Source organism: Citrobacter sp. Ca225 (genome assembly GCF_030337175.1).
Taxonomy (GTDB): Bacteria; Pseudomonadota; Gammaproteobacteria; order Enterobacterales; family Enterobacteriaceae; genus Citrobacter_A; species Citrobacter_A amalonaticus.
Map to the genome: position 1 here is coordinate 164,870 of NZ_JAOWCD010000061.1, position 23,029 is coordinate 187,898.

Genomic DNA, 23,029 nt, shown 5'->3' on the forward strand with positions numbered 1-23,029 from the left:
CCGACATTCGGCATTAGTGCTTAACTGCCTGATGGCGCTGCGCTTATCAGGCCTACTTATCCCCGTAGGCCGGATAAGGCGTTTTCGCCGCCATCCGGCAGTGGAGCGTATACCTGTACTCATTAACCGTAACGAAACTCCACGCCGAAGGTGCCGCGTGGGTACTCCCATTTTTCCAGCGCCGTATCAAGTCCGAGAATTCGACACGTTCCGCACTCCAGGCATCCGGCATAATCAAAGCGCACGCTGCCGTCATCCTGCTTTTTGTATAACCCGGCCGGACAGGCTTTGATCAACACTTCCAGCACCTGCTTATCCGGCGCAGTTTTCATGATGATGTGCGGATGCTCTTCATCGACATTGAATTTGTTGACGCCCAGCTTGACGTCTACGTTGACGGGAGAAGTCATAATACGGTCACTCCTTTAATGCCATCCTTCATCAGGTTGATGAAGCCCACTTTCTTCGCATGGCGCAGGATCGTCTTACGCATCGGCACCGGCGCACTACCATCGACGGTAAAGAGGTCACGGGCGATACCAACAACCATTTCCGGGTAGCGGGTGAACATGCGCGGGTTATCGAGGAACGCCGGCAACCGCTGGTACATACGCATATCGCGCATCGGACCGTTGTCGAGATGCTGGCGATATTCCGCCAGCCCCTGACGGCTAAAGTCGTTGTTTTGCATGGCGGAAAGCACCGTTTTCGCCGCCGCTTCACCTGCTGCCACCGCGAGATCCATCCCGCGAATCGTGAAGCCGAGATTCATACACATACCCGCCGCGTCGCCCGCAATCAGCACGCCGTCGCCCACCAGCTCAGGCTGCATGTTCATCCCTGCTTCCGGCACCACGTGTGCCGCGTACTCCACCAGCTTGCCACCCGCGATCAGCGGGGCAACGGCCGGATGCTGTTTGAAATCTTCCAGCATTTGCGGGACCGATTTTTTCGCCTCTTTCAGATGATGAAGCCCGCATACCAGCCCCAGTGACAGGGTGTTTTCGTTGGTATACAGGAAGCCACCGCCCATCAGGCCATCCGTGGGCGATCCCGCGAACAGACAGGCCGCCCCTTCGTTACCCTGCAACTGGAAGCGATCTTCAATCACCGATTTCGGCAGTTCGATCAGCTCTTTCACGCCGACCGCCACGTGCGAGGCCTCAACGCGTTTTGCCATTCCCAGTTTTTCCGCCAGCAGGGAGTTGACGCCATCGGCTAGGATCACCACTTTCGATTCGATGATGTCGCCGTCCGCTTCTACACCAACGACTTTGCCATCGCGCTGCACGACGTTATCCACGCGGATCCCGGTGATCAACTGCGCGCCCGCCTCTTCCGCCTGCTCCATCAGCCAGGCGTCAAATTTACTGCGCAACACCGAATAAGAGACCTGCGACGGGCCAGCCTTTTCACCGTTGAGATAGTCCACGGTCATCGCCCCGTTATCGGTCATAAAGGCGAGCTTTTCATGGGTAATGACCCGTTCAACAGGGGCCTGCTGAGCAAAGCCTGGAAGAATGCGCTCCAGACTGTGAGCATAGATGCGCCCACCGGTGACATTCTTCGCGCCAGCGGAATTTCCGCGCTCGATAACCAACACCTGGGCCCCTTCGCGGGCGAGCCCCAGGGCCGCGACGGAACCGGCAAGCCCCGCGCCCACGATGATGGCATCAAAGATATCTTCGGACATACGTACTCCCTGCCTGAATGGTTTAGCGTGCCAGTGCGGTCGTCAGCGCGGGCAGGATTTTCAGCGCATCGCCGACAATGCCGTAATCCGCGTACTGAAATATCGGCGCATTTTTGTCTTTGTTGATGGCAAAAATAGTCTGCGCGCCGTTTGCCCCCACCATGTGCTGGATCTGCCCGGAGATCCCCACCGCCAGGTACAATTCCGGCTTGAGCATCAGATTCGAGATCCCGACATAGCGCTCATGCTCCATCCACTTCTCGTTTTCGGCGACCGGACGCGAGCAGGCCAGCTCCGCGCCAATGGCCTGACACAGCGCTTGCGCCAGTGAGATATTCTCTTTGCTGCCGATACCGCGTCCCACGCTGACCACCAGCCGGGCTTTATCGAGATCAACGCTGTTACTCTGACGTGGCTGCGTGGCAGTGCGCGTGACGGTAATTTCCGGCGCCTGCCAGGCTACGCTGTGCGTCTCGCCGCTGCGGGTCGCATCAGGCTGTTGCGCCTCAAAAGTGCCGCTGCTGAGCGTCAGTACCGCAAACGGCGTGGAGAGCGTCTCTTCGCCCATCGCCAGGCCGCCATACACCATGTGTTTGACCGTCGCCCGGCCATCCTGCTGCGTCACGGTGCTGGCATCATTAGAAACCGCTGCGGCAAGGCGATAGCCCAGTTTTGCCGCCAGCAGTTTGCCGCGACGGGTGTTGGGCAGCAGCAACAGGCCAGAATCACCCTGATGACGAACGGTCTGTGCCATCACGTCCGCATAATCTTCCACCATACGATCGTCCGGCTTGCCGCTCAGTTGCCAGACGTGATGTGCGCCCAACTGAATGGCCGTGGTTGCCTCATCGGCGCTTTGCACAAATGCGTTAATCTGTTCACCTAAAATCTGCGCGCCGCTCATCAGTTCCGGCAGGCGAGACACGGTATCGCTGAATACCCAGACGCTGGAAAACTTGCTCATAACATCCCCTTCTTAATTAATGATTTTGCGCAGACTATCGGCAAACGCAGCGATCTGTTCTTCACCATCGCCTTCAATCACAATGCGCTGGCGCTCACGTTGTTTCGGTGCGGCCACCGTTTGCGTGGACCAGGCATCCCCGGCGCTAAAGCCAATGTCCGCCGCTGACCAGACCTGAACCGGTTTTTTCGCCGCCCCCAGAATGGCTTTCATCGATGGTATTTGTGGAGAGTTAATATCGGTGGAAACGGCCACGACCGCCGGCAGCGGAATGCTCAGCGTTTCAATTTCATCTTCCAGTTCACGTTCAACGGTCAGCGTACTTTCCGTCAGTGAGAGGATCTTGCTCACGCCGTTGATGGCGGGAATGTTCAGCGTTTCGCCTACCAGCAGGCTGACCTGCTGGGCGTAGAGATCGGAGGAACCATCGCCGCAGAGAATCAGATCAAAACCCGACTTTTGCGCGGCAGCAGCCAGCGCTGCGGCGGTTTGCTGTGGCAATGCCTGCTCGAACCGATCGTCAATGACGACCACCAGTTCGTCCGGGCCGCGGGAGAGGACATCCTTACGCCCTTTCGCGTTGGTTAACGCCTTGCCGCCCACGCTCAGGGCGATCACCTGCGCGTCGCTGGCCTGCTGTTTCAGTTGGCAGGCCGCTTCAATCGCATTCAGGTCGTACTGGCTGATTTTGCCATCTGCTTTGCTGAAATCTAATGAACCATCTGCGTGATTGACGACAATATCCTGTTCATCAGGTACGCACTTGTAGCAAGTAATTATCTTCATTGCATCTCCAGAAATCATGAAGGAAACGTATATATATCGGCGGTGTTAAATACAGATATCACGCTCTTTAATTCGGAAATAAAACCATAATCACCAATATTGAAAATGTCACACACTGATATTCGCAACTTTCAATATTGTTAAGCACCTCACCAATATTGAAATCCGGCGTCCAAAAGAAATATTTTCAATATTGCCTGGCAGATCACCAATATTGAACGCCAAACGGTGAAAAACCCAACAAATTAGAATTTAACCAAATGATAAATATACATTTTTAAGAGCTGTCCGCACCAAAACACCCCAAACAAAAAGTGTGACAAAGATTACAGAATGCCGCAAAACGAATACCCATTATGAGTTACTCGCCAACGCGTCCTGAGGTTAAACGGGTATCAACAAATATTTAATAAAAATAAACAAAAATAAAACAAACGGGAACGCTAAATAAATTTCGTTTTCAACCTGGAATTCACTCATGAAAAATGAAAAGAGAAAGTCTGGAATTGAGCCAAAGGTTTTTTTCCCGCCGCTAATAATCGTCGGAATACTTTGCTGGCTAACGGTACGCGATCTCGATGCCGCAAATGTCGTTATTAATGCCGTCTTTAGTTATGTCACCAATGTCTGGGGATGGGCATTTGAGTGGTATATGGTCATTATGCTCATCGGCTGGTTCTGGCTGGTGTTTGGTCCCTACGCGAAAAAGAAATTAGGTGACGAGAAACCGGAGTTCAGCACCGCCAGCTGGATCTTCATGATGTTCGCCTCCTGTACCTCTGCCGCCGTGCTGTTCTGGGGATCGATAGAGATTTACTACTACATCTCCACGCCGCCGTTTGGCCTGGAACCTAACTCTACCGGAGCGAAAGAGATTGGCCTCGCTTACAGCCTGTTTCACTGGGGACCGCTGCCATGGGCGACTTATAGCTTCCTCTCCGTGGCCTTCGCCTACTTCTTCTTTGTGCGCAAGATGGACGTCATTCGTCCCAGCTCCACGCTGGTGCCGCTGGTCGGCGAAAAACACGCCAAAGGTCTGTTAGGCACCATCATTGATAACTTCTATCTGGTCGCACTGATCTTCGCGATGGGCACCAGCCTTGGGCTGGCGACGCCGCTGGTCACTGAATGTATGCAGTACCTGTTTGGTATCCCGCACACGCTGCAACTGGATGCGATCATCATTACCTGCTGGATCATTCTTAACGCCATTTGCGTGGCCTGCGGCCTGCAAAAAGGGGTCAGGATCGCCAGTGACGTGCGCAGCTATCTGAGCTTCCTGATGCTCGGCTGGGTGTTCATCGTCAGCGGCGCCAGCTTCATTATGAACTACTTCACCGACTCCGTCGGGACGCTGCTGATGTATCTGCCGCGCATGCTGTTCTACACCGACCCGATCGCCAAAGGCGGTTTCCCACAGGGCTGGACGGTCTTCTACTGGGCGTGGTGGGTGATTTACGCCATTCAGATGAGCATCTTCCTGGCGCGTATCTCTCGCGGTCGTACCGTGCGTGAACTGTGCTTTGGCATGGTGCTGGGCCTGACGGCCTCCACCTGGATCCTGTGGACGGTACTGGGCAGTAACACTCTGCTGTTGATGGATAAAAACATCATCAACATCCCGCAACTGATTGCCGATCACGGCGTGCCGCGCGCGATTATCGAAACCTGGGCCGCCCTGCCGCTCAGCACCGCCACGATGTGGGGATTCTTTATTCTCTGCTTTATTGCCACCGTTACGCTGATCAACGCCTGCTCTTACACCCTGGCAATGTCGACCTGTCGTGAAGTGCGCGATGGCGAAGAGCCGCCGTTACTGGTGCGTATCGGCTGGTCAGTGCTGGTCGGCGTGATTGGCATCGTGCTGCTGGCACTCGGCGGCCTGAAGCCAATACAAACCGCGATTATCGCCGGGGGCTGCCCGCTGTTCTTCGTCAACATTATGGTGACGCTCTCCTTTATCAAAGACGCCAAAGTGCACTGGAAAGATAAATAAACCTAATTACCCCATGACATAGAGGTTAGAAGATGGATTTCAATTTCAATGATGAGCAGGAACTGTTTGTCGCCGGTATTCGTGAACTGATGGCCAGTGAGAACTGGGAAGCCTATTTTGCCGAATGCGATCGCGACAGCGTGTATCCGGAGCGTTTCGTGAAAGCGCTGGCGGACATGGGCATCGATAGCCTGCTGATCCCGGAAGAACATGGCGGCCTGGACGCCGGATTCGTCACCGTGGCTGCCGTCTGGATGGAACTGGGACGCCTCGGTGCGCCTACGTACGTGCTGTATCAGCTGCCGGGCGGGTTTAATACCTTCCTGCGCGAAGGCACCCAGGAGCAGATCGATAAAATCATGGCGTTCCAGGGAACCGGGAAACAAATGTGGAACTCCGCCATCACCGAACCGGGAGCGGGATCGGATGTTGGTAGTCTGAAAACCACTTATACCCGCAAAAATGGTAAGGTTTATCTTAATGGTAGTAAGTGTTTTATCACCAGTAGCGCCTACACCCCTTATATCGTGGTGATGGCAAGAGACGGCGCTTCACCGGATAAACCTGTCTATACCGAATGGTTTGTCGACATGAGTAAACCCGGCATCAAGGTCAACAAACTTGAGAAGTTGGGTCTGCGCATGGACAGCTGCTGTGAAATCAACTTTGACGATGTCGAGCTGGACGAAAAAGACATGTTCGGTCGGGAAGGTAACGGCTTTAACCGCGTAAAAGAAGAGTTCGACCACGAACGTTTCCTGGTAGCCCTCACCAACTACGGTACAGCAATGTGCGCCTTTGAAGATGCGGCGCGCTACGCCAACCAGCGCGTGCAGTTTGGCGAAACGATCGGTCGTTTCCAGTTGATCCAGGAGAAGTTCGCCCATATGGCGATCAAATTAAACTCCATGAAAAACATGCTATTAGAAGCGGCATGGAAAGCCGACAACGGTACCATCACCTCGGGTGATGCGGCGATGTGTAAATACTTCTGCGCCAACGCGGCGTTTGAAGTCGTGGACACCTCCATGCAGGTTCTCGGTGGTGTTGGGATTGCGGGTAACCACCGCATCACCCGCTTCTGGCGTGACCTGCGCGTTGACCGCGTATCCGGCGGCTCTGACGAAATGCAGATCCTGACGCTCGGTCGTGCCGTGCTGAAACAATACCGTTAAGACAGCGACATGCCCGGTGGCGCTGTGCTTACCGGGCCAATGCTTTGCGTCTTATCAGGCCTACAAATTTATCAGGAGCATTTTATGGATCGTCTACCAATGCCTGCTTTTGGGCCGCTTGCCGGGCTGCGGGTTGTCTTCTCCGGGATCGAAATCGCCGGGCCGTTCGCCGGTCAGATGTTTGCCGAGTGGGGCGCTGAAGTTATCTGGATTGAGAACGTCGCCTGGGCCGATACCATCCGTGTTCAGCCAAACTATCCGCAGCTGTCGCGGCGTAATTTGCACGCGCTCTCGCTGAATATTTTTAAAGATGAAGGTCGGGAAGCGTTTCTGAAACTAATGGAAACCACCGATATCTTCATTGAAGCCAGTAAAGGTCCGGCGTTTGCCCGTCGTGGGATTACCGATGAGGTTCTGTGGCAACATAACCCGAAACTGGTTATCGCTCACCTGTCCGGCTTCGGCCAGTACGGTACCGAGGAGTACACCAACCTTCCGGCCTATAACACCATCGCTCAGGCCTTCAGCGGTTACCTGATCCAAAACGGCGACGTTGATCAGCCGATGCCAGCCTTCCCGTACACCGCCGACTACTTCTCCGGCATGACGGCCACCACAGCCGCGCTGGCGGCACTGCATAAGGTGCGGGAAACCGGCAAAGGCGAAAGTATCGATGTGGCGATGTACGAAGTGATGCTGCGCATGGGTCAGTATTTCATGATGGATTACTTCAACGGCGGTGAAATTTGCCCGCGCATGACCAAAGGTAAAGACCCCTATTACGCCGGTTGTGGGCTGTATAAATGCGCCGACGGTTACATCGTGATGGAGCTGGTCGGGATTACCCAAGTCACCGAATGCTTTAAAGACATCGGTCTGGCGCACATTCTCGGTACGCCGGAAGTGCCGGAAGGAACACAACTGATTCACCGCGTCGAGTGCCCGTACGGACCGCTGGTCGAAGAAAAACTGGATGCGTGGCTGGCCGCACACACCATCGAGGAAGTGCAGGCGCGTTTCGCCGAGCTGAATATCGCCTGCGCCAAAGTGCTGACCATTCCGGAGCTGGAAGGCAATCCGCAGTACGTTGCCCGCGAATCCATTACCCAGTGGCAAACGATGGATGGCCGCACCTGCAAAGGGCCAAACGTCATGCCGAAATTCAAAAACAATCCGGGGAAAATCTGGCGCGGCATGCCGTCGCACGGCATGGACACTGCCGCCATTCTGAAAAATATCGGTTACAACGACGCAGACATTAAGGAACTGGTCAGTAAGGGTCTGGCCAAAGTTGAGAACTAAATGCGAAATGCTGACCGGCTCGCCCGGTTAGCACAACGCCTGTGAAAATGGACAGGAGTGCAATGGATATCGTTGGCGGACAACACTTACGCCAGATGTGGGACGATCTGGCCGAAGTTTATGGCAGTAAAACAGCGCTGATTTGCGAATCCAGCGAAGGGGACGTGCGCCAGTACAGCTACGCCTCGCTTAACGAGGAAATCAATCGGACAGCAAACCTTTTCCACTCGTTGGGCATTCGCAAAGGTGATAAGGTCGCCCTGCATCTGGATAACTGCCCGGAGTTTTTCTTTTGCTGGTTCGGGCTGGCGAAAATTGGCGCGGTCATGGTGCCGATCAATGCCCGTCTGCTGCGTGAAGAAAGCGCGTGGATCCTGCAAAACAGTGACGTTCAGTTGCTGGTAACCAGCGCCGCTTTTTATCCGATGTATCGGCAGATCCAACAGGCAAAGACGACGCCGCTTAGCCATATCTGCCTGATTGGTGAGGCGTTGCCGATCGCTGATGGCGTAAGCCATTTCACGACGCTGAAGGATCAGCAGCCGACGACATTGCGCTATACCCCACCGTTGTCCACGGACGACATGGCCGAGATCCTGTTTACCTCCGGCACCACTTCCCGCCCTAAAGGCGTGGTGATCACCCATTACAACCTGCGTTTTGCCGGCTACTATTCGTCGTGGCAATGCGCCCTGCGCGAAGACGATGTTTACCTGACGGTCATGCCTGCGTTTCATATCGACTGTCAGTGCACTGCCGCTATGGCCGCCTTCTCGGCGGGCGCAACCTTTGTGCTGATAGAGAAATACAGCGCCCGCGCTTTCTGGGGACAAGTGCGTAAATACCGCGCGACCGTCACGGAATGCATCCCGATGATGATCAGAACGCTGATGGTTCAACCCGTATCACCGCTGGACAGAGAGCACTGTTTACGGGAAGTGATGTATTACCTCAACCTGTCAGTGCAGGAAAAAGATGCATTTGTTGAACGCTTCGGTGTGCGTCTGCTGACCTCTTACGGCATGACGGAAACCATTGTCGGCATCATCGGCGATCGCCCCGGTGATAAGCGACGCTGGCCCTCTATTGGACGTCCCGGCTTTTGTTACGAAGCAGAAATTCGCGATGAGCAAAACCGTGCGCTGCCCGCCGGTGAAATTGGGGAAATCTGTATTAAGGGCGTGCCGGGTAAAACGATTTTCAAAGAGTACTACGGCAGGCCGGATGCCACCGCCAAAGCGCTCGAGCCGAACGGCTGGCTGCATACCGGTGATTCCGGCTATCGCGACGAAGACGGTTTTTTCTATTTTGTCGATCGCCGCTGCAACATGATTAAACGAGGGGGAGAAAACGTCTCCTGCGTGGAGCTGGAAAATATTATTTCGGCACACCCCAAAATTCAGGACATCGTCGTTATTGGAATTAACGATTCAATTCGTGACGAAGCGATAAAAGCCTTTGTAGTTCTCAACGAGGGTGAAACGCTCAGTGAAGAAGAGTTTTTCAGCTTCTGCGAAAAAAATATGGCGAAATTTAAAGTCCCTTCAATTATGGAGATTAGAACCGACCTGCCGCGAAATTGTTCAGGAAAAATAATCAAAAAAAACCTGAAATAACCCTACAGGCAGGAATAACCCCTGCCAGACATCCTATTTTTGGAGATGAACCATGAGTGAATCTTTACATTTAACCCGCAACGGATCGATTCTGGAAATTATATTGGATCGACCAAAAGCAAATGCGATCGATGCCAAAACCAGTTTCCAGATGGGTGAGGTTTTTCTTAATTTTCGCGACGATCCCGAACTGCGCGTGGCGATTGTCACCGGCGCAGGCGAGAAGTTTTTTTCCGCCGGTTGGGATTTAAAAGCCGCGGCGGAAGGTGAAGCACCAGACGCCGATTTTGGCCCTGGTGGATTCGCTGGCCTGACTGAAATCTTCAATCTCGACAAACCGGTGATCGCTGCCGTCAATGGCTATGCATTCGGCGGTGGCTTTGAACTGGCGCTGGCCGCAGACTTTATTGTCTGTGCCGATAACGCCAGCTTTGCCCTCCCTGAAGCCAAACTCGGCATCGTACCGGACAGCGGCGGCGTCCTGCGTCTGCCGAAAATACTGCCCCCGGCCATCGTCAATGAAATGATCATGACCGGCAGACGCATGGATGCAGATGAAGCGCAGCGCTGGGGGATCGTCAATCGCGTGGTCAGCCAGCAGGAACTGATGGACAGCGCGCGTGAACTGGCACAACAGCTGGTGAACAGCGCACCACTGGCCATCGCCGCGCTGAAAGAGATTTACCGCACAACCAGTGAAATGCCGGTGGAAGAGGCTTATCGTTTCATCCGTAGCGGCGTGCTGAAACACTATCCGTCCGTACTGCACTCCGAAGATGCGCTCGAAGGGCCGCAGGCGTTTGCTGAAAAACGCGATCCGGTCTGGAAAGGACGCTAATGCCTTATGGTGCTGCGCTTATCCGGCAAAAAACAATTGAGGAATGCCGATGAGTTTTTACGCCTTTGAAGGCTTAATTCCCGTGGTTCATCCCGAGGCGTATGTGCATCCCAGCGCAGTACTGATTGGCGATGTCATCGTAGGGGCTGGCGTATACGTCGGTCCACTCGCCTCACTGCGCGGGGACTATGGCCGCTTAATCCTTGAAGCGGGCTCCAACCTTCAGGATGGCTGCATCATGCATGGCTACTGCGATACGGACACGGTGGTACGCGAGAATGGACACATCGGACACGGTGCTATCCTGCACGGTTGCGTGATAGGCCGGGACGCACTGGTCGGCATGAACAGCGTGATCATGGACGGTGCGGTGATCGGCGACGAAAGCATTGTCGCCGCCATGAGTTTCGTCAAAGCCGGATTTACTGGCGCCGCACGACAGTTGCTGGTCGGCACGCCAGCCCGCGTTATGCGTGAGGTCAGCGAACAGGAACTGCACTGGAAGCGGCTGAATACGAAGGAATATCAGGATCTCGCCGTACGCTGTCGGGCATCGCTACGGGAAACGTCGCCATTAACGGCGGTTGAAGCAAACCGGCCGCGCCTGAAGGGCACAACGGAGGTGAAGCCTAAATCGGCCATGTAATCATGCCGGATGGCGGCGCAAGGCACCATCCGGCAAAACCGAACTTATCGACGCATACTTTTTGACAACATCATCTGCCATTTTTGCTCGCGGTTTAGTTCTGATGGCGGCACCGCCGACATCCGCGGCGATTTGCTGACCATCTTCACCTGCGCGCTATGCCCAAGGCGGGCATACAGCTGTGGATCAATATGCGTCACTCTGACCAGGCGCTGACACTGACATCCACGACCTTCCAGTTGATTAGGGATAGTCTTAGTCTCGCAATTAATCTCCCCGACCTCAGCGAGAATATAAGAGACGGTATTGATCGCTTTGCAGTGATCCATATTAAAGTGCTTCGCGATCTCTTTCGCACTTACCCAACGCTTTTCTGCCATCACCCAATCGGCAATTAACAGATAAAGCGGCTTTTCAACATATTTTTCACACATAAGCACACCATTTCACAAATTAAAAATCTTGTTATGCCCTGTCCGTAAAAATACAAAACAAGACCCTATTTAAATTGTGGGATTCAATGATAGTAAGCAACTTAGCGGCGCATTAGTGTGAGCCAAATCTTGCTTGTTACAATGAAATTTGTCCTGTTGCGCAATATATCTCCAGGAATGAACTGAGTGCATAAAAAAACGGCTCCGTTTCCGGAGCCGTTTTTAAAACCGGGGCAAATGATGCCGCCGCTTATTTTTTAATTTGCGCGTGCATTTCCTGAACAGAGATGACTTTCTCTGTTGCATCGGCATTCAGCGCCATCGCGGTGGCAAAGCCGCCGTTCAGCGTGGTGTCGTAGTGCACTTTGTACTGTAGTGCGCTACGGCGAATCACCCTGGAGTCTTCAATGGCGCGACGCCCTGCGGTGGTGTTGATGATGTAGGTGTATTCGCCATTCTTGATACGGTCCTGAATGTGCGGACGACCTTCATGCACCTTGTTCACCAGACGTGGGTTGATACCGGCTTCACCCAGCACAATCGCGGTACCGTGGGTGGCGTCCAGTTCAAAGCCCTGCTTCAGCAGTTTCGCCGCCAGGTCAACCACGCGCTCTTTGTCGCCCTCACGTACGGAGAGCAGCGCACGGCCCTGTTTTTTCATGGTAGAACTGCTGCCCAGTTGCGCCTTGGCGAACGCTTCCGCAAAGGTACGCCCCACGCCCATCACTTCCCCGGTGGAGCGCATTTCTGGCCCTAACAGCGGGTCGACGCCCGGGAATTTGTTGAACGGCAGCACCACTTCTTTCACCGAGTAGTACGGCGGGATAATTTCTTTGGTCACGCCCTGTTCGGTCAGCGATTTACCGGCCATCACACGCGCCGCCACTTTCGCCAGCGGTACGCCGGTCGCTTTAGAGACGAACGGTACGGTACGCGCCGCACGTGGATTCACTTCAATCAGGTAGACTTCGTTATCTTTCACCGCAAACTGGACGTTCATCAGACCGCGAACCTGCAGTTCGAAGGCCAGTTTCTGTACCTGCTGGCGCATCACATCCTGAATTTCCTGGCTCAGCGTGTAGGCCGGCAGAGAACAGGCAGAGTCACCCGAGTGGACGCCCGCTTGTTCGATGTGTTCCATGATGCCGCCAATCAGCACCATTTCGCCGTCGCAGATGGCGTCAACGTCCACTTCAACCGCGTCATCCAGGAAGCGGTCGAGCAGAACCGGCGCGTCGTTGGAAACGCTAACGGCGGTCTGGAAGTAGCGGCGCAGGTCAGCTTCGTCGTAGACGATTTCCATCGCCCGGCCGCCCAGCACGTAGGACGGACGCACCACCAGCGGATAGCCAATCTCTTTCGCTTTTTCGACAGCCTGTTCGATGGCCGTCACGGTGGCGTTGGCCGGTTGTTTCAGCTTCAGACGGTCCACCGCATGCTGGAAACGCTCACGGTCTTCTGCGCGGTCAATTGCGTCCGGGCTGGTACCAATAACCGGTACGCCTGCTGCTTCCAGCGCACGCGCCAGTTTCAGCGGAGTCTGGCCGCCGTACTGCACGATCACGCCCTTCGGCTTCTCAATGCGCACGATTTCCAGCACATCTTCCAGCGTGACCGGCTCAAAGTAGAGGCGGTCGGAAGTGTCATAGTCAGTAGAGACCGTTTCCGGGTTACAGTTGACCATGATGGTTTCGTAACCGTCTTCACGCAGCGCCAGAGAGGCATGTACGCAGCAGTAGTCAAATTCGATCCCCTGGCCGATACGGTTTGGACCGCCGCCAAGCACCATGATTTTGTCGCGGTCAACGGACGGGTTCGCCTCGCACTCATCTTCATACGTGGAGTACATGTAGGCGGTATCGGTGGCGAATTCTGCCGCGCAGGTGTCCACACGCTTGTAGACCGGGTGCAGATTGTACTGGTCGCGCAGTTTGCGAACTTCCGCTTCACGGACACCGGCCAGTTTAGCCAGACGCGCATCGGCGAAGCCTTTGCGTTTCAGCTGGCGCAGGAAGTCAGGGGTCAGGCCGTTAATGCCCAGCTCTGCCACTTTCTCTTCCAGACGCACCAGCTCTTCAATTTGAACCAGGAACCAGCGGTCAATGTTGGTCAGGTTGAACACACCGTCAACGGAGAGGCCCGCACGGAAGGCATCAGCGATATACCAGATACGCTCAGCGCCCGCGTCTTTCAGTTCGCGGCGGATTTTCGTCAGCGCTTCCAGGTCATCCAGGCTCACTTTCGGGTCAAAGCCGGTGGCGCCCACTTCCAGACCGCGCAGCGCTTTTTGCAGAGATTCCTGCTGGCTGCGGCCAATCGCCATCACTTCGCCGACCGATTTCATCTGGGTCGTCAGACGGTCGTTAGCACCAACGAATTTTTCGAAGTTAAAGCGTGGGATTTTAGTGACCACGTAGTCGATGGACGGTTCGAACGATGCCGGGGTACGACCGCCAGTGATGTCATTCATCAGCTCATCAAGGGTGTAACCCACCGCCAGTTTCGCCGCCACTTTCGCAATCGGGAAGCCGGTGGCTTTTGACGCCAGCGCGGAGGAACGGGATACGCGCGGGTTCATTTCGATCACAATCAGGCGACCGTTTTTCGGGTTCACCGCGAACTGCACGTTTGAACCGCCGGTTTCTACGCCGATTTCACGCAGTACCGCCATCGAGGCGTTACGCATGATTTGATATTCTTTGTCGGTCAGCGTCTGGGCCGGAGCCACAGTGATGGAGTCACCGGTGTGAATGCCCATGGCGTCGAAGTTCTCAATAGAGCAGACGATGATGCAGTTGTCGTTTTTATCACGCACCACTTCCATCTCGTACTCTTTCCAGCCAATCAGCGATTCATCAATCAGCAGCTCGTTGGTTGGGGAGAGATCCAGACCGCGAGTACAAATTTCTTCAAACTCTTCGCGGTTGTAGGCGATACCGCCGCCAGTGCCGCCCATGGTAAAGGACGGGCGGATGATGCACGGATAGCCGACGTCAGCCGCTACCGCCAGCGCCTCTTCCATCGTATGGGCAATGCCCGAACGCGCGGTGTCGAGACCGATTTTCTTCATCGCGATATCGAAGCGACGACGGTCTTCGGCTTTATCAATCGCATCGGCGGTCGCACCAATCATGGTCACACCGAATTCGGCCAGCACGCCCTGGCGCTCCAGTTCCAGCGCACAGTTCAGCGCCGTCTGACCGCCCATGGTCGGCAGCACCGCGTCCGGGCGCTCTTTCTCAATAATCTTGCGCACGACTTCCCAGTGAATCGGCTCGATGTAGGTCGCATCGGCCATTTCCGGGTCGGTCATGATGGTCGCGGGGTTGGAGTTCACCAGAATGACGCGGTACCCCTCTTCACGCAGCGCTTTACACGCCTGCGCGCCGGAGTAGTCAAACTCACACGCCTGACCGATAACAATCGGACCCGCGCCCAGAATCAGGATACTTTTTATGTCTGTACGTTTTGGCATGGCTCTCTTAACTCCTGATTATTTCGCGGACTGACGGTAAAGCTCAATTAACTCGATAAAGTGGTCGAACAATGGCGCGGCATCGTGAGGACCCGGGCTCGCTTCCGGGTGGCCCTGGAAGCTGAATGCCGGTTTGTCGGTGCGATGAATCCCTTGCAGGGTGCCATCGAACAGCGACTTGTGGGTCACACGCAGATTGGCCGGCATGGACGCTTCATCCACCGCAAAGCCGTGGTTCTGGGCCGTAATCATCACCGTATTGTTGTCGATATCTTTGACCGGATGGTTACCACCGTGGTGACCGAATTTCATCTTCACGGTTTTTGCCCCACTCGCCAGCGCCAGCAGCTGATGGCCTAAGCAAATGCCAAACACCGGAATATCGGTCTCGAGGAATTTCTGAATTGCGTCGATAGCGTAATCGCATGGCGCCGGGTCACCAGGGCCGTTCGACAGGAAGATCCCGTCCGGATTCATCTTCAGCACATCTTCTGCCGACGTTTTTGCCGGGACAACCGTCAGGCGGCAGCCTCTGTCCACCAGCATGCGCAGAATGTTGCGCTTGGCGCCAAAGTCATAGGCGACAACATGGAACGGCAGTTCGTCTTCTTTCTTTGCTTCCGGCAGGTCGCCCGCCAGCGTCCAGCTCCCCTGGGTCCAGCTGTAAGATTCCGTGGTGGTCACTTCTTTGGCAAGATCCATGCCGTTCAGGCCCGGGAAGGCTTTCGCTTTTTCCAGCGCCAGCGCCGCATCCGGGTTATCGCCCGCGATAATGCAACCGTTTTGCGCCCCTTTCTCGCGCAGCAGACGCGTCAGCTTACGGGTATCGATATCGGCAATCGCCACAATGTTATGGCGTTTCAGGTAAGAAGAGAGGTCTTCGGTATTGCGGAAGTTGCTCGCAATCAGCGGCAGGTCACGAATGACAAGGCCTTGCGCATGGACCTGGGAGGATTCTTCATCGGCGGCATTGGTGCCGACATTACCGATATGGGGATAAGTAAGAGTAACGATTTGGCGGGAATAGGAAGGATCAGTGAGGATTTCTTGATAACCGGTCATTGAAGTATTGAAAACGACTTCCCCAACCGCCGAACCTGTTGCCCCTATGGCCCGACCGTGAAACTGGGTTCCGTCTTCCAGAACCAATAGCGCTGACTTAATCAAAACACCCTCCAGAGAATATTCACTCACTTTATTTGCATATTAATGCATTCGCATAGCATGAATCAATGCAAATTTGCTTACCCGTGGATTTCTGGCAAACGGCGGCATTCTGGAGATAAGGCAGGCAAAAGTCAACTTAAAGGCGGTATTTTTTATATTCTTTTGCGACCCAGGATGAAATCAACGGATTTAACAGGCAAAAAGATCAGCTAACCCTGGCAGGAAAACGCTTGCGTGAACAATTATGCGTAGAAAATAGTCTCAGGCTTCGAAAAAGTGGACCACTTGGTCAAAATTTACATTCAGGCAACGTAAAAAAGAGAGAAAAGATAGATTTTTACGCCATTTATAATGAAAGCAATCTGTAACAGGTAAAATAAAAGGGCAATAAAAATATTGCCCATGTAATCAATGCATTGAGATTACAATAACCACATCACGAAAGGTAATAATTAACTATAAATTGTTGAGATCAAGGACATCTCGCATATCAAAAAGACCATTTTTCTTTGCACTAACCCAAAGTGCCGATCTCACCGCACCATTGGCAAAAGTCATACGGCTGGACGCTTTGTGGGTGATTTCGACACGTTCGCCGATATCGGCAAACATGGCGGTATGTTCGCCCACAATGTCCCCGGCGCGGACGGTGGCAAAGCCAATTGTTCCCGGCACGCGTTCGCCGGTGTAGCCTTCGCGACTGTAGACGGCGCATTCTTTTAGATCTTTATCCAGCGCATGGGCAATCGCCTCCCCCATCGCCAGCGCGGTGCCTGATGGCGCGTCAACTTTATGGCGGTGGTGAGCTTCAATGATTTCAATGTCGGTATAGTCGCCCATCACCTTCGCCGCCTTTTCCAGCAGCTTAAGCATCACGTTGACACCGACGCTAAAGTTCGCCGCGAAGACAATGCCAATGTCCTGCGCGGCATCGCGAATCGCCTGTTTTCCCGCATCGTCAAAACCGGTGGTGCCAATGACCATCCCTTTGCCATGCTGACGACAAAACGCCAGATGATTCAGCGTGCCTTCCGGACGGGTAAAATCGATGAACACATCGAAATCATCTTTTACTGCCTCAAGGCGACTTTGCACGGTAACGCCGGTTTTCCCGACACCCGCCAGTTCTCCGGCATCGCTGCCCAGCAGTGACGATCCCTCGCGCTCAAGCGCCGCACCAAGCGCAACGCCATCCATCTGCAGCGCTGCCTGAATTAACTGGCGGCCCATACGGCCACCCGCGCCCGCTATCGCGACACGGACCTGTGCATCATGCATAGTTATTCTCTTACGTTAAAATGATGTAAATCGTTTTCAGATTAACCAGCACGTCGTCATGCCGCTAGCCAAAAACGTCGATAATTAGAATTTAATGATAAACAGCGAGAGATATCAGTAAAAGACATGACGATCAGCGAAAACCACATGATTCTCTGACCACCAGTGCCGGAGGCAGAATAATGCGTTTCGCCGGCTCATCGTTCCCCTGAATACGACTGTAAAGTAACTCTCCCGCCTTACGACCAATCTCTTTTGCCGCGACCGACACGGTGGTCAGCGCAGGCTGAACCAACGCCGCTTCGGTAATATCATCGAACCCGACTAATGCAAAGTCGCGCCCGGGTTCACGCCCCATTTTACGTAGCGCCTGCATTACCCCCAACGCCACAATATCCTGATAACACACCGCGGCAGTAATTTGTGGATGTTGCATCAGCAGAGACTCCGCCACTTTCGCGCCATCAATCTGGCTGGCCTGAGTGGCAACGATCCACTGCGGATTCGGTGAAATGCCATATTCCAGTAGTGTGCTGGTAAATCCGCCAATGCGCTGCGCCCGGCTCCCTGAATTCGGGCTGCCGCCGATGAAGGCGATATTTTTGTGCCCCAGTTTAACTAAATGGGTCGTTGCCATTTGCGTCCCGAGAAAATTATCGGTGCCGACAAAATCAAAGTCCGGATCGCTAAGCGGGCGAACCACCATGATAGCGGGAATATTACGCCGTTTAAGCGCTTCAAAGAACGAGGCCGGTGTTTCCCGCGCCGCGCAGAGCACCATACCGCAGGCGTTATTGCGCATCAGAGAATCAACAAACTTTTGCTGGCGCTCGCCGGACTCTTCGCTGTTCGCCAGAAACAACAGCAGATCGTGCCGCTCCATTTCATGACTGAGCCCCGCCGTCATCTCGCCATAAAATGGGTTAGTAATATCATGCAACAAGAGCCCGACCTGATTGCTGCTGCGATTACGCAAATTCGCTGCGGTCTGGTTATAGACATAGCCAGAATCATCCAGCGCTTTAAGTACGCGTTCACGCGTTGCCTGTGAAATACGCCCCCGATTACGCAGTACCATCGACACGGTCGCCGTGGAGACGCCAGCGCGTTCCGCAACCTGCGCCAGGGTAATGGTTGTCATGACTTCTCCTGTTTCTCGCAAAGGTTAATCGAATAACCTCATTAATGTGCCAGTACGTGTGATTTTCATCACGCTGATGGGCTTTTTACCGCCCTGGTTTCTGATTATGGCGGGTTAATCGCGTTAACCACCCTATGAAAATAAGGTTAATCGATTAATCTTTAATTAGCCAACACGGAGAGAGAAAATGCGTACAACCTATAATAAATTCCCTGAGGTTTATGTTCAGGGCTATGACGACGAGGCCTGGCAAGGCTGGGCGTCGGTCCATTCGGTACTTCGCAGCCGGGTTTCTGAATCGCCTAAAACCGTACTGATTATCGATTGTTATCCGGGCGTGCGACTGGATGAGCTGGAGCAACACCTCTTCGCCGCGCTAAACGCCACCGTAGTGATTAATGTTGAATCCGCGCGACGGGATGAGCAGGCGCTGCATGAGTTGTTGGCGCGTAATCTGACCGATGACCGCGTCTTTGGCGTTCTCTCCTGTCACCATCTTGATGAGTTTTTTGATCCCGACAAGCTCAACCGGATGCGTCAACAGATTGAAGCCATCCCCGAAGGTCTCGTGGTGGTATATGGGCCAGGCGCGGCGCTGGCGCATCCCGGCGATGTGTTGGTGTATGCCGATCTGCCGCGCTGGGAAATTCAACAGCGTATGCGTCATGACGGTCTCGGTAACTGGGGCGCAAAAAACCAGAATGAAGATATTCTTCGTCGCTATAAACGCGCCTTTTTTATTGAATGGCGAGTCTTTGACCGGCACAAAACGCCGCTGCTCAAACGCGCTGATTATTTGCTGGATACGACGGTCGCAGGCGCGCCCGCAATGGTCAGCGGCGAAGCGCTACGCGCCGGGTTGCAACAAACCACCACGCAACCGTTTCGCGTCGCCCCCTTCTTTGACCCTGGCGTCTGGGGCGGGCAGTGGATGAAACAACAATTCGATCTCGATCCCTCAGCGCCCAACTACGCGTGGTGTTTTGATTGCGTGCCCGAGGAAAACAGCCTGTTACTGCGTTTTGGTCATGTGCGGATCGAGATCCCCTCTCAGGACCTGGTGCTGACGTATCCCCGCGCCCTGCTTGGCGAGAAAGTTCATGCTCGTTTTGGCGCGGAATTTCCGATTCGTTTTGACTTTCTCGATACCATTGGCGGTCAGAACCTGAGCTTCCAGGTTCATCCGGTTACTGAATACATCCAACAGCAATTTGGTATGCACTATACCCAGGATGAGAGTTACTACATCCTTGAAGCAGAGCCAGATGCGGTGGTCTACCTGGGCACAAAAACCGGGATCGTACCAGGCGAGATGCTGGACGATTTACGCGCGGCGGGACGAGGCGAGAAAGCCTTTGATGACGAGCGGTTTGTCAATCAATTCCCTGCCCGTAAGCACGATCATTTTCTCATCCCTGCCGGAACCGTCCATTGCTCAGGCGCCGGGACAATGGTCCTGGAGATCAGTGCCACGCCGTATATTTTCACCTTCAAACTGTGGGACTGGGGGCGTCTGGGTCTGGACGGATTGCCGCGTCCTGTCCATCTTGACCACGGTCAACAAGTCATTGACTGGCAGCGCGATACACAATGGGTTCAAGACAATCTGATCAACCGCATTGAGCCCATCGCTGAAGGGGACGGCTGGCGGGAAGAAAGAACCGGGATGCACGAACGTGAGTTTATCGAAACCCGCCGTCACTGGTTTACTGCCCCAGTGACACACCATACTCAGGGTGGTGTGAACGTTCTGAACCTGGTCGAAGGTGCGCAAGCCGTGGTCGATAGTCCGAGCGGCGCATTTGCCCCCTTCATCGTTCACTATGCAGAGACCTTTATCATCCCGGCAGCCGTTGGGGAATACCGAATTTCACCTTCAGGCGACAGCGTTGACCAGCCACTGGCGACGATCAAAGCCTGGGTAAGAGGATAATCCGATGATCCACATTATTGTTGCCAGTCACGGTCCTCTGGCGGAAGCGCTTCTTACCAGCGGACGCATGGTTTACGGCGAATTACCGCATGTTTACGCCGTGACACTAAGCGAACAGGCCGGTATCGAAGGGTTTAAAACGCGCTTTGGCGAAGTGCTGGCACAGGCGGGACAACACGCTGACGGAGTACTGGTGCTCTGCGACATGCAAAGTGGCACGCCGTGGAACGTCGCCTGCCAGCATGCTTTTTCACCACAAACGTTGCCTCCCATCGCCGTTGTGGCAGGAGTGAATCTGCCGATGCTGCTGTTAAGCGAGGAAGTGCTTCCATTCACGGATGTCCATGCCGCAGCCGATACCCTGCTGGCGTTAACTGCCCCCACGTTGACGAAGGCTGCCCCGGTTTTTTCCGTGCAGTCAGATGATTTTTAAAGGAAACCGCTATGAGTATTTCTTTTGTCCGTATCGATGACCGCGTTATTCATGGGCAGCTCGTCACACGTTGGGCCAAAGAGCTGCCCTGCGATGGCATTGTCGCCATTGACGATGCCGTCGCGGCCGATCCCCTGCTCTCCTCGGTGATGAAAGGCGCCGTGCAGGACACCAAAGTCTGGTTGTTTGATACCGCCACCGCGATTGAGAAACTGCCCAAAGTCATCGCCAGTGAGAAACGTTATTTCGTGATTGGCAAATCGCCGGTCACGCTGATGCGCATCGAAGAAGCGGGTATCAGTCTGCACAACGCCAACGGCAAAATTAACGTCGGTCCAATGAGTGCGCGCGCCGACACCACGACAATTGGCCCTAATCAATCAGTCAATGCACAGGAGATCGCCGCCTTTGACTGGCTGACGCAGCGCGGGCATCAGGTTGAATTCCGGCTGGTGCCGGATGCCAGTTGTTACAGCTGGCAGGATGCGCGCCAGAAGCTGAAATAAGGAGCGGACGATGATTATCGAAGCGATGTTGATTGGCATTCTGTGTTATCTCGGCGCCCTCAGCAGCCCCTGGCTGTTGGGACTGACGGGCGGCTGGTATTTAATCACTCGACCGCTGATTTCCGGCACGTTGGTCGGGATTATTCTCGGTGACATGAAAACCGGGATCATGATTGGCGTTGCGGTTCAGGCAGTATATATCGCGATGGTCACGCCCGGCGGCTCAATGCCTGCCGATCTCAACTTTGTGGCTTATCCGGCCATTGCATTGGGGATCCTCTCAGGCAAAGGCCCGGAGGTCGCGGTCGCCTTAGCCGCTACCATCGGGATTGCCGGGACCATCTTATTTAATGCGATGATGGTACTGAACTCTTTCTGGAACCATCGTGCCGATGCGGCACTGGATCGGGGCGATGAGCGGGGAATTTACCTGAACAGCGCCATCTGGCCTCAGGTGACAAACTTTGTCCTGCGTTTTGTGCCCACCTTTATTGCGGTTTACTTTGGCGCACAGTACATCAGCGGTTTTATGGACAGCCTGCCGAAGATGGTGTTGTCGACAATGAACGTACTGGGCGGCATTCTGCCCGCCGTCGGGATTGCAATTCTGCTCAAGCAGATCATCAAAAATTACACCATGTTGATCTACTTCCTCGTCGGTTTCGTCTGCATCGTCTTTTTAAAACTCAACATGGTCGCGCTGGTGATCGTCGGTTCACTGTTGGCGCTGATCCACTATAACTACAAGCCGGAACCGCCGCAGGCTGCAAACGCGACGTCGGTTACCCGCGATGATGAGGATGAATTCTGATGGAAGAACGTACGCTGACCCGTAAAGATCTTCGCCGCTGCTGGCGGGCCTGGATGATGCATAACTTATCGTCGATGAGTTTTGAACGTCTGGAATCTTTTGGATTTTGTCTGAGCATGTTGCCGGTGGCGAAAAAGCTCTATCCCGATGCCGCACAACGAACCGAAATGTTGCGTCGACACGCCTCGTTCTACAATACCGAACCCCAGATTGGCGCCATTGTGAATGGAATGGCGCTGGGGCTGGAAGAGAAAAAAGCGAACGGGGAGCCGATCGACGGAGAGACGATCAACACCCTTAAGGTGGGTTTAATGGGTCCCATTGCCGGGATCGGTGATTCCATGATCCCTGGGATGTTGATCCCCATCCTGCTCAGTATCGGCATGGCGCTGGCGGCAGGCGGCAATATCCTCGGTCCCTTGTTTTATACCGTTGCCTGGCTTGCGATCATCATTCCCGGCTCATGGTTCTTGTTTCTGAAAGGCTACAAAATGGGCTCCGGCTCGGTAGAAATACTGGTGAGCAGCAAGTCCACTCGTCTGCGCGAAGCCTTATCGCTGTTAGGCGTTTTCGTTATGGGGGGCGTCGCAGCCAGCTACGTGAAGCTTGGAACCGGGATGGAGTTTATTACCAAAGATGGTGTGAATATCCATGTTCAGCAGATGCTGGATGGCATTTTCCCGCAATTGCTGCCGCTGGTCGTCGTTCTCGGTACCTGGTATCTGATGGCAAAACGCGGTGTCTCACCGGTAAAAGCGATGGTTTTACTGCTGATACTGGCCGCGCTTGGCGTCGCAACAGGTCTGTTTGCAGGTTAATCGCGAAAAGACGGAAC

General features: G+C 54.2%; 20 protein-coding genes and 1 pseudogene. 12 read left to right on the forward strand and 9 right to left on the reverse strand.

Annotated elements, in window-relative coordinates; all coding sequences use genetic code 11:
- Positions 1-24: 24 nt before the first annotated feature.
- Positions 25-126 (forward strand): annotated as a pseudogene (locus OGW13_RS25830) (hypothetical protein); the annotation flags it as partial.
- On the opposite strand, the gene fixX reads toward OGW13_RS25830, so the two are convergent.
- The 4 genes from fixX to OGW13_RS07525 are packed head-to-tail and all read right to left on the reverse strand — an operon-like array spanning position 123 to position 3,443.
- Complete coding sequence (gene fixX / locus OGW13_RS07510) at positions 123-410, reverse strand: ferredoxin-like protein FixX (RefSeq protein WP_042997977.1); 288 nt, start codon at positions 408-410, stop codon at positions 123-125. The pseudogene OGW13_RS25830 and the gene fixX sit on opposite strands and share 4 nt — an antisense overlap.
- Positions 407-1,693 carry an FAD-dependent oxidoreductase gene (locus OGW13_RS07515; RefSeq protein ID WP_287115850.1) on the reverse strand — a complete coding sequence of 429 codons (1,287 nt, stop codon included), beginning with the start codon at positions 1,691-1,693 and terminating at the stop codon, positions 407-409. Before OGW13_RS07515 ends, fixX begins: the two co-directional genes overlap by 4 nt.
- A 22-nt stretch (positions 1,694-1,715) precedes the next feature.
- The gene (locus OGW13_RS07520) at positions 1,716-2,657 is read right to left on the reverse strand and encodes an electron transfer flavoprotein subunit alpha/FixB family protein (RefSeq protein ID WP_042997979.1); all 942 of its coding nucleotides are present in this window, start codon (positions 2,655-2,657) and stop codon (positions 1,716-1,718) included.
- Positions 2,658-2,669: 12 nt separating this feature from the next.
- Complete coding sequence (locus tag OGW13_RS07525) at positions 2,670-3,443, reverse strand: electron transfer flavoprotein FixA (protein ID WP_042997980.1); 774 nt, start codon at positions 3,441-3,443, stop codon at positions 2,670-2,672.
- Positions 3,444-3,921: 478 nt separating this feature from the next.
- Here OGW13_RS07525 and caiT point away from each other — a divergent pair, with 478 nt between their 5' ends.
- The 6 genes from caiT (at position 3,922) to caiE (ending at position 11,016) form a co-directional block, all read left to right on the forward strand.
- Positions 3,922-5,439, forward strand: coding sequence for an L-carnitine/gamma-butyrobetaine antiporter (gene caiT, locus OGW13_RS07530; RefSeq protein ID WP_042997981.1), 1,518 nt, complete (start codon positions 3,922-3,924; stop codon positions 5,437-5,439).
- Between the two features lie 32 nt (positions 5,440-5,471).
- Entirely contained in the window at positions 5,472-6,614 is a 1,143-nt protein-coding gene (gene caiA / locus OGW13_RS07535; RefSeq protein ID WP_044255578.1) for a crotonobetainyl-CoA dehydrogenase, read from the forward strand.
- An 84-nt stretch (positions 6,615-6,698) separates the two neighbouring features.
- A complete protein-coding gene (caiB, locus tag OGW13_RS07540; protein ID WP_044255581.1) occupies positions 6,699-7,916 on the forward strand; it encodes an L-carnitine CoA-transferase in 1,218 nt (405 codons plus the stop codon).
- 62 nt (positions 7,917-7,978) lie between these two features.
- Positions 7,979-9,532, forward strand: coding sequence for a crotonobetaine/carnitine-CoA ligase (gene caiC / locus OGW13_RS07545; RefSeq protein ID WP_042997984.1), 1,554 nt, complete (start codon positions 7,979-7,981; stop codon positions 9,530-9,532).
- Between the two features lie 52 nt (positions 9,533-9,584).
- Complete coding sequence (gene caiD / locus OGW13_RS07550) at positions 9,585-10,370, forward strand: crotonobetainyl-CoA hydratase (protein ID WP_042997985.1); 786 nt, start codon at positions 9,585-9,587, stop codon at positions 10,368-10,370.
- A gap of 49 nt (positions 10,371-10,419) precedes the next feature.
- Entirely contained in the window at positions 10,420-11,016 is a 597-nt protein-coding gene (gene caiE / locus OGW13_RS07555; RefSeq protein WP_042997986.1) for a carnitine operon protein CaiE, read from the forward strand.
- 44 nt (positions 11,017-11,060) lie between these two features.
- Here the strand turns inward: caiE and caiF are convergent, their stop codons facing one another.
- The 5 genes from caiF to OGW13_RS07580 all read right to left on the reverse strand — a co-directional run bounded on the left by caiF (position 11,061) and on the right by OGW13_RS07580 (position 18,511).
- Positions 11,061-11,450: a carnitine metabolism transcriptional regulator CaiF gene (caiF, locus tag OGW13_RS07560; protein WP_042997987.1), complete on the reverse strand. Its 390-nt coding sequence runs from the start codon at positions 11,448-11,450 to the stop codon at positions 11,061-11,063.
- Between the two features lie 250 nt (positions 11,451-11,700).
- Positions 11,701-14,925, reverse strand: a complete 3,225-nt coding sequence (gene carB, locus OGW13_RS07565; RefSeq protein WP_287115851.1) for a carbamoyl-phosphate synthase large subunit — start codon at positions 14,923-14,925, stop codon at positions 11,701-11,703.
- A gap of 18 nt (positions 14,926-14,943) precedes the next feature.
- Positions 14,944-16,092, reverse strand: coding sequence for a glutamine-hydrolyzing carbamoyl-phosphate synthase small subunit (gene carA / locus OGW13_RS07570; RefSeq protein ID WP_044255590.1), 1,149 nt, complete (start codon positions 16,090-16,092; stop codon positions 14,944-14,946).
- A gap of 456 nt (positions 16,093-16,548) precedes the next feature.
- Positions 16,549-17,370 (reverse strand): 4-hydroxy-tetrahydrodipicolinate reductase, encoded by an 822-nt coding sequence (gene dapB, locus OGW13_RS07575; RefSeq protein ID WP_042997990.1) that lies wholly within the window; start codon positions 17,368-17,370, stop codon positions 16,549-16,551.
- Positions 17,371-17,503: 133 nt separating this feature from the next.
- Positions 17,504-18,511, reverse strand: a complete 1,008-nt coding sequence (locus OGW13_RS07580; protein ID WP_156595624.1) for a LacI family DNA-binding transcriptional regulator — start codon at positions 18,509-18,511, stop codon at positions 17,504-17,506.
- Between the two features lie 187 nt (positions 18,512-18,698).
- On the opposite strand from OGW13_RS07580, the gene OGW13_RS07585 reads away from it, so the two are divergent.
- From OGW13_RS07585 to OGW13_RS07605, 5 genes are read left to right on the forward strand one after another with little or no spacing between them, the layout of a single operon-like run.
- A complete protein-coding gene (locus tag OGW13_RS07585; RefSeq protein WP_044255596.1) occupies positions 18,699-20,444 on the forward strand; it encodes a class I mannose-6-phosphate isomerase in 1,746 nt (581 codons plus the stop codon).
- Between the two features lie 4 nt (positions 20,445-20,448).
- Positions 20,449-20,877: a PTS sugar transporter subunit IIA gene (locus OGW13_RS07590; RefSeq protein ID WP_058587617.1), complete on the forward strand. Its 429-nt coding sequence runs from the start codon at positions 20,449-20,451 to the stop codon at positions 20,875-20,877.
- A gap of 11 nt (positions 20,878-20,888) precedes the next feature.
- The gene (locus OGW13_RS07595) at positions 20,889-21,383 is read left to right on the forward strand and encodes a PTS sugar transporter subunit IIB (protein WP_042997994.1); all 495 of its coding nucleotides are present in this window, start codon (positions 20,889-20,891) and stop codon (positions 21,381-21,383) included.
- Positions 21,384-21,393: 10 nt separating this feature from the next.
- Complete coding sequence (locus OGW13_RS07600; protein WP_042997995.1) at positions 21,394-22,194, forward strand: PTS mannose/fructose/sorbose/N-acetylgalactosamine transporter subunit IIC; 801 nt, start codon at positions 21,394-21,396, stop codon at positions 22,192-22,194.
- On the forward strand, positions 22,194-23,012 hold the full coding sequence (locus OGW13_RS07605; protein WP_042997996.1) for a PTS system mannose/fructose/sorbose family transporter subunit IID: 819 nt from the start codon (positions 22,194-22,196) through the stop codon (positions 23,010-23,012). The genes OGW13_RS07600 and OGW13_RS07605 overlap by 1 nt, the downstream gene beginning before the upstream one ends.
- Positions 23,013-23,029: the final 17 nt, after the last annotated feature.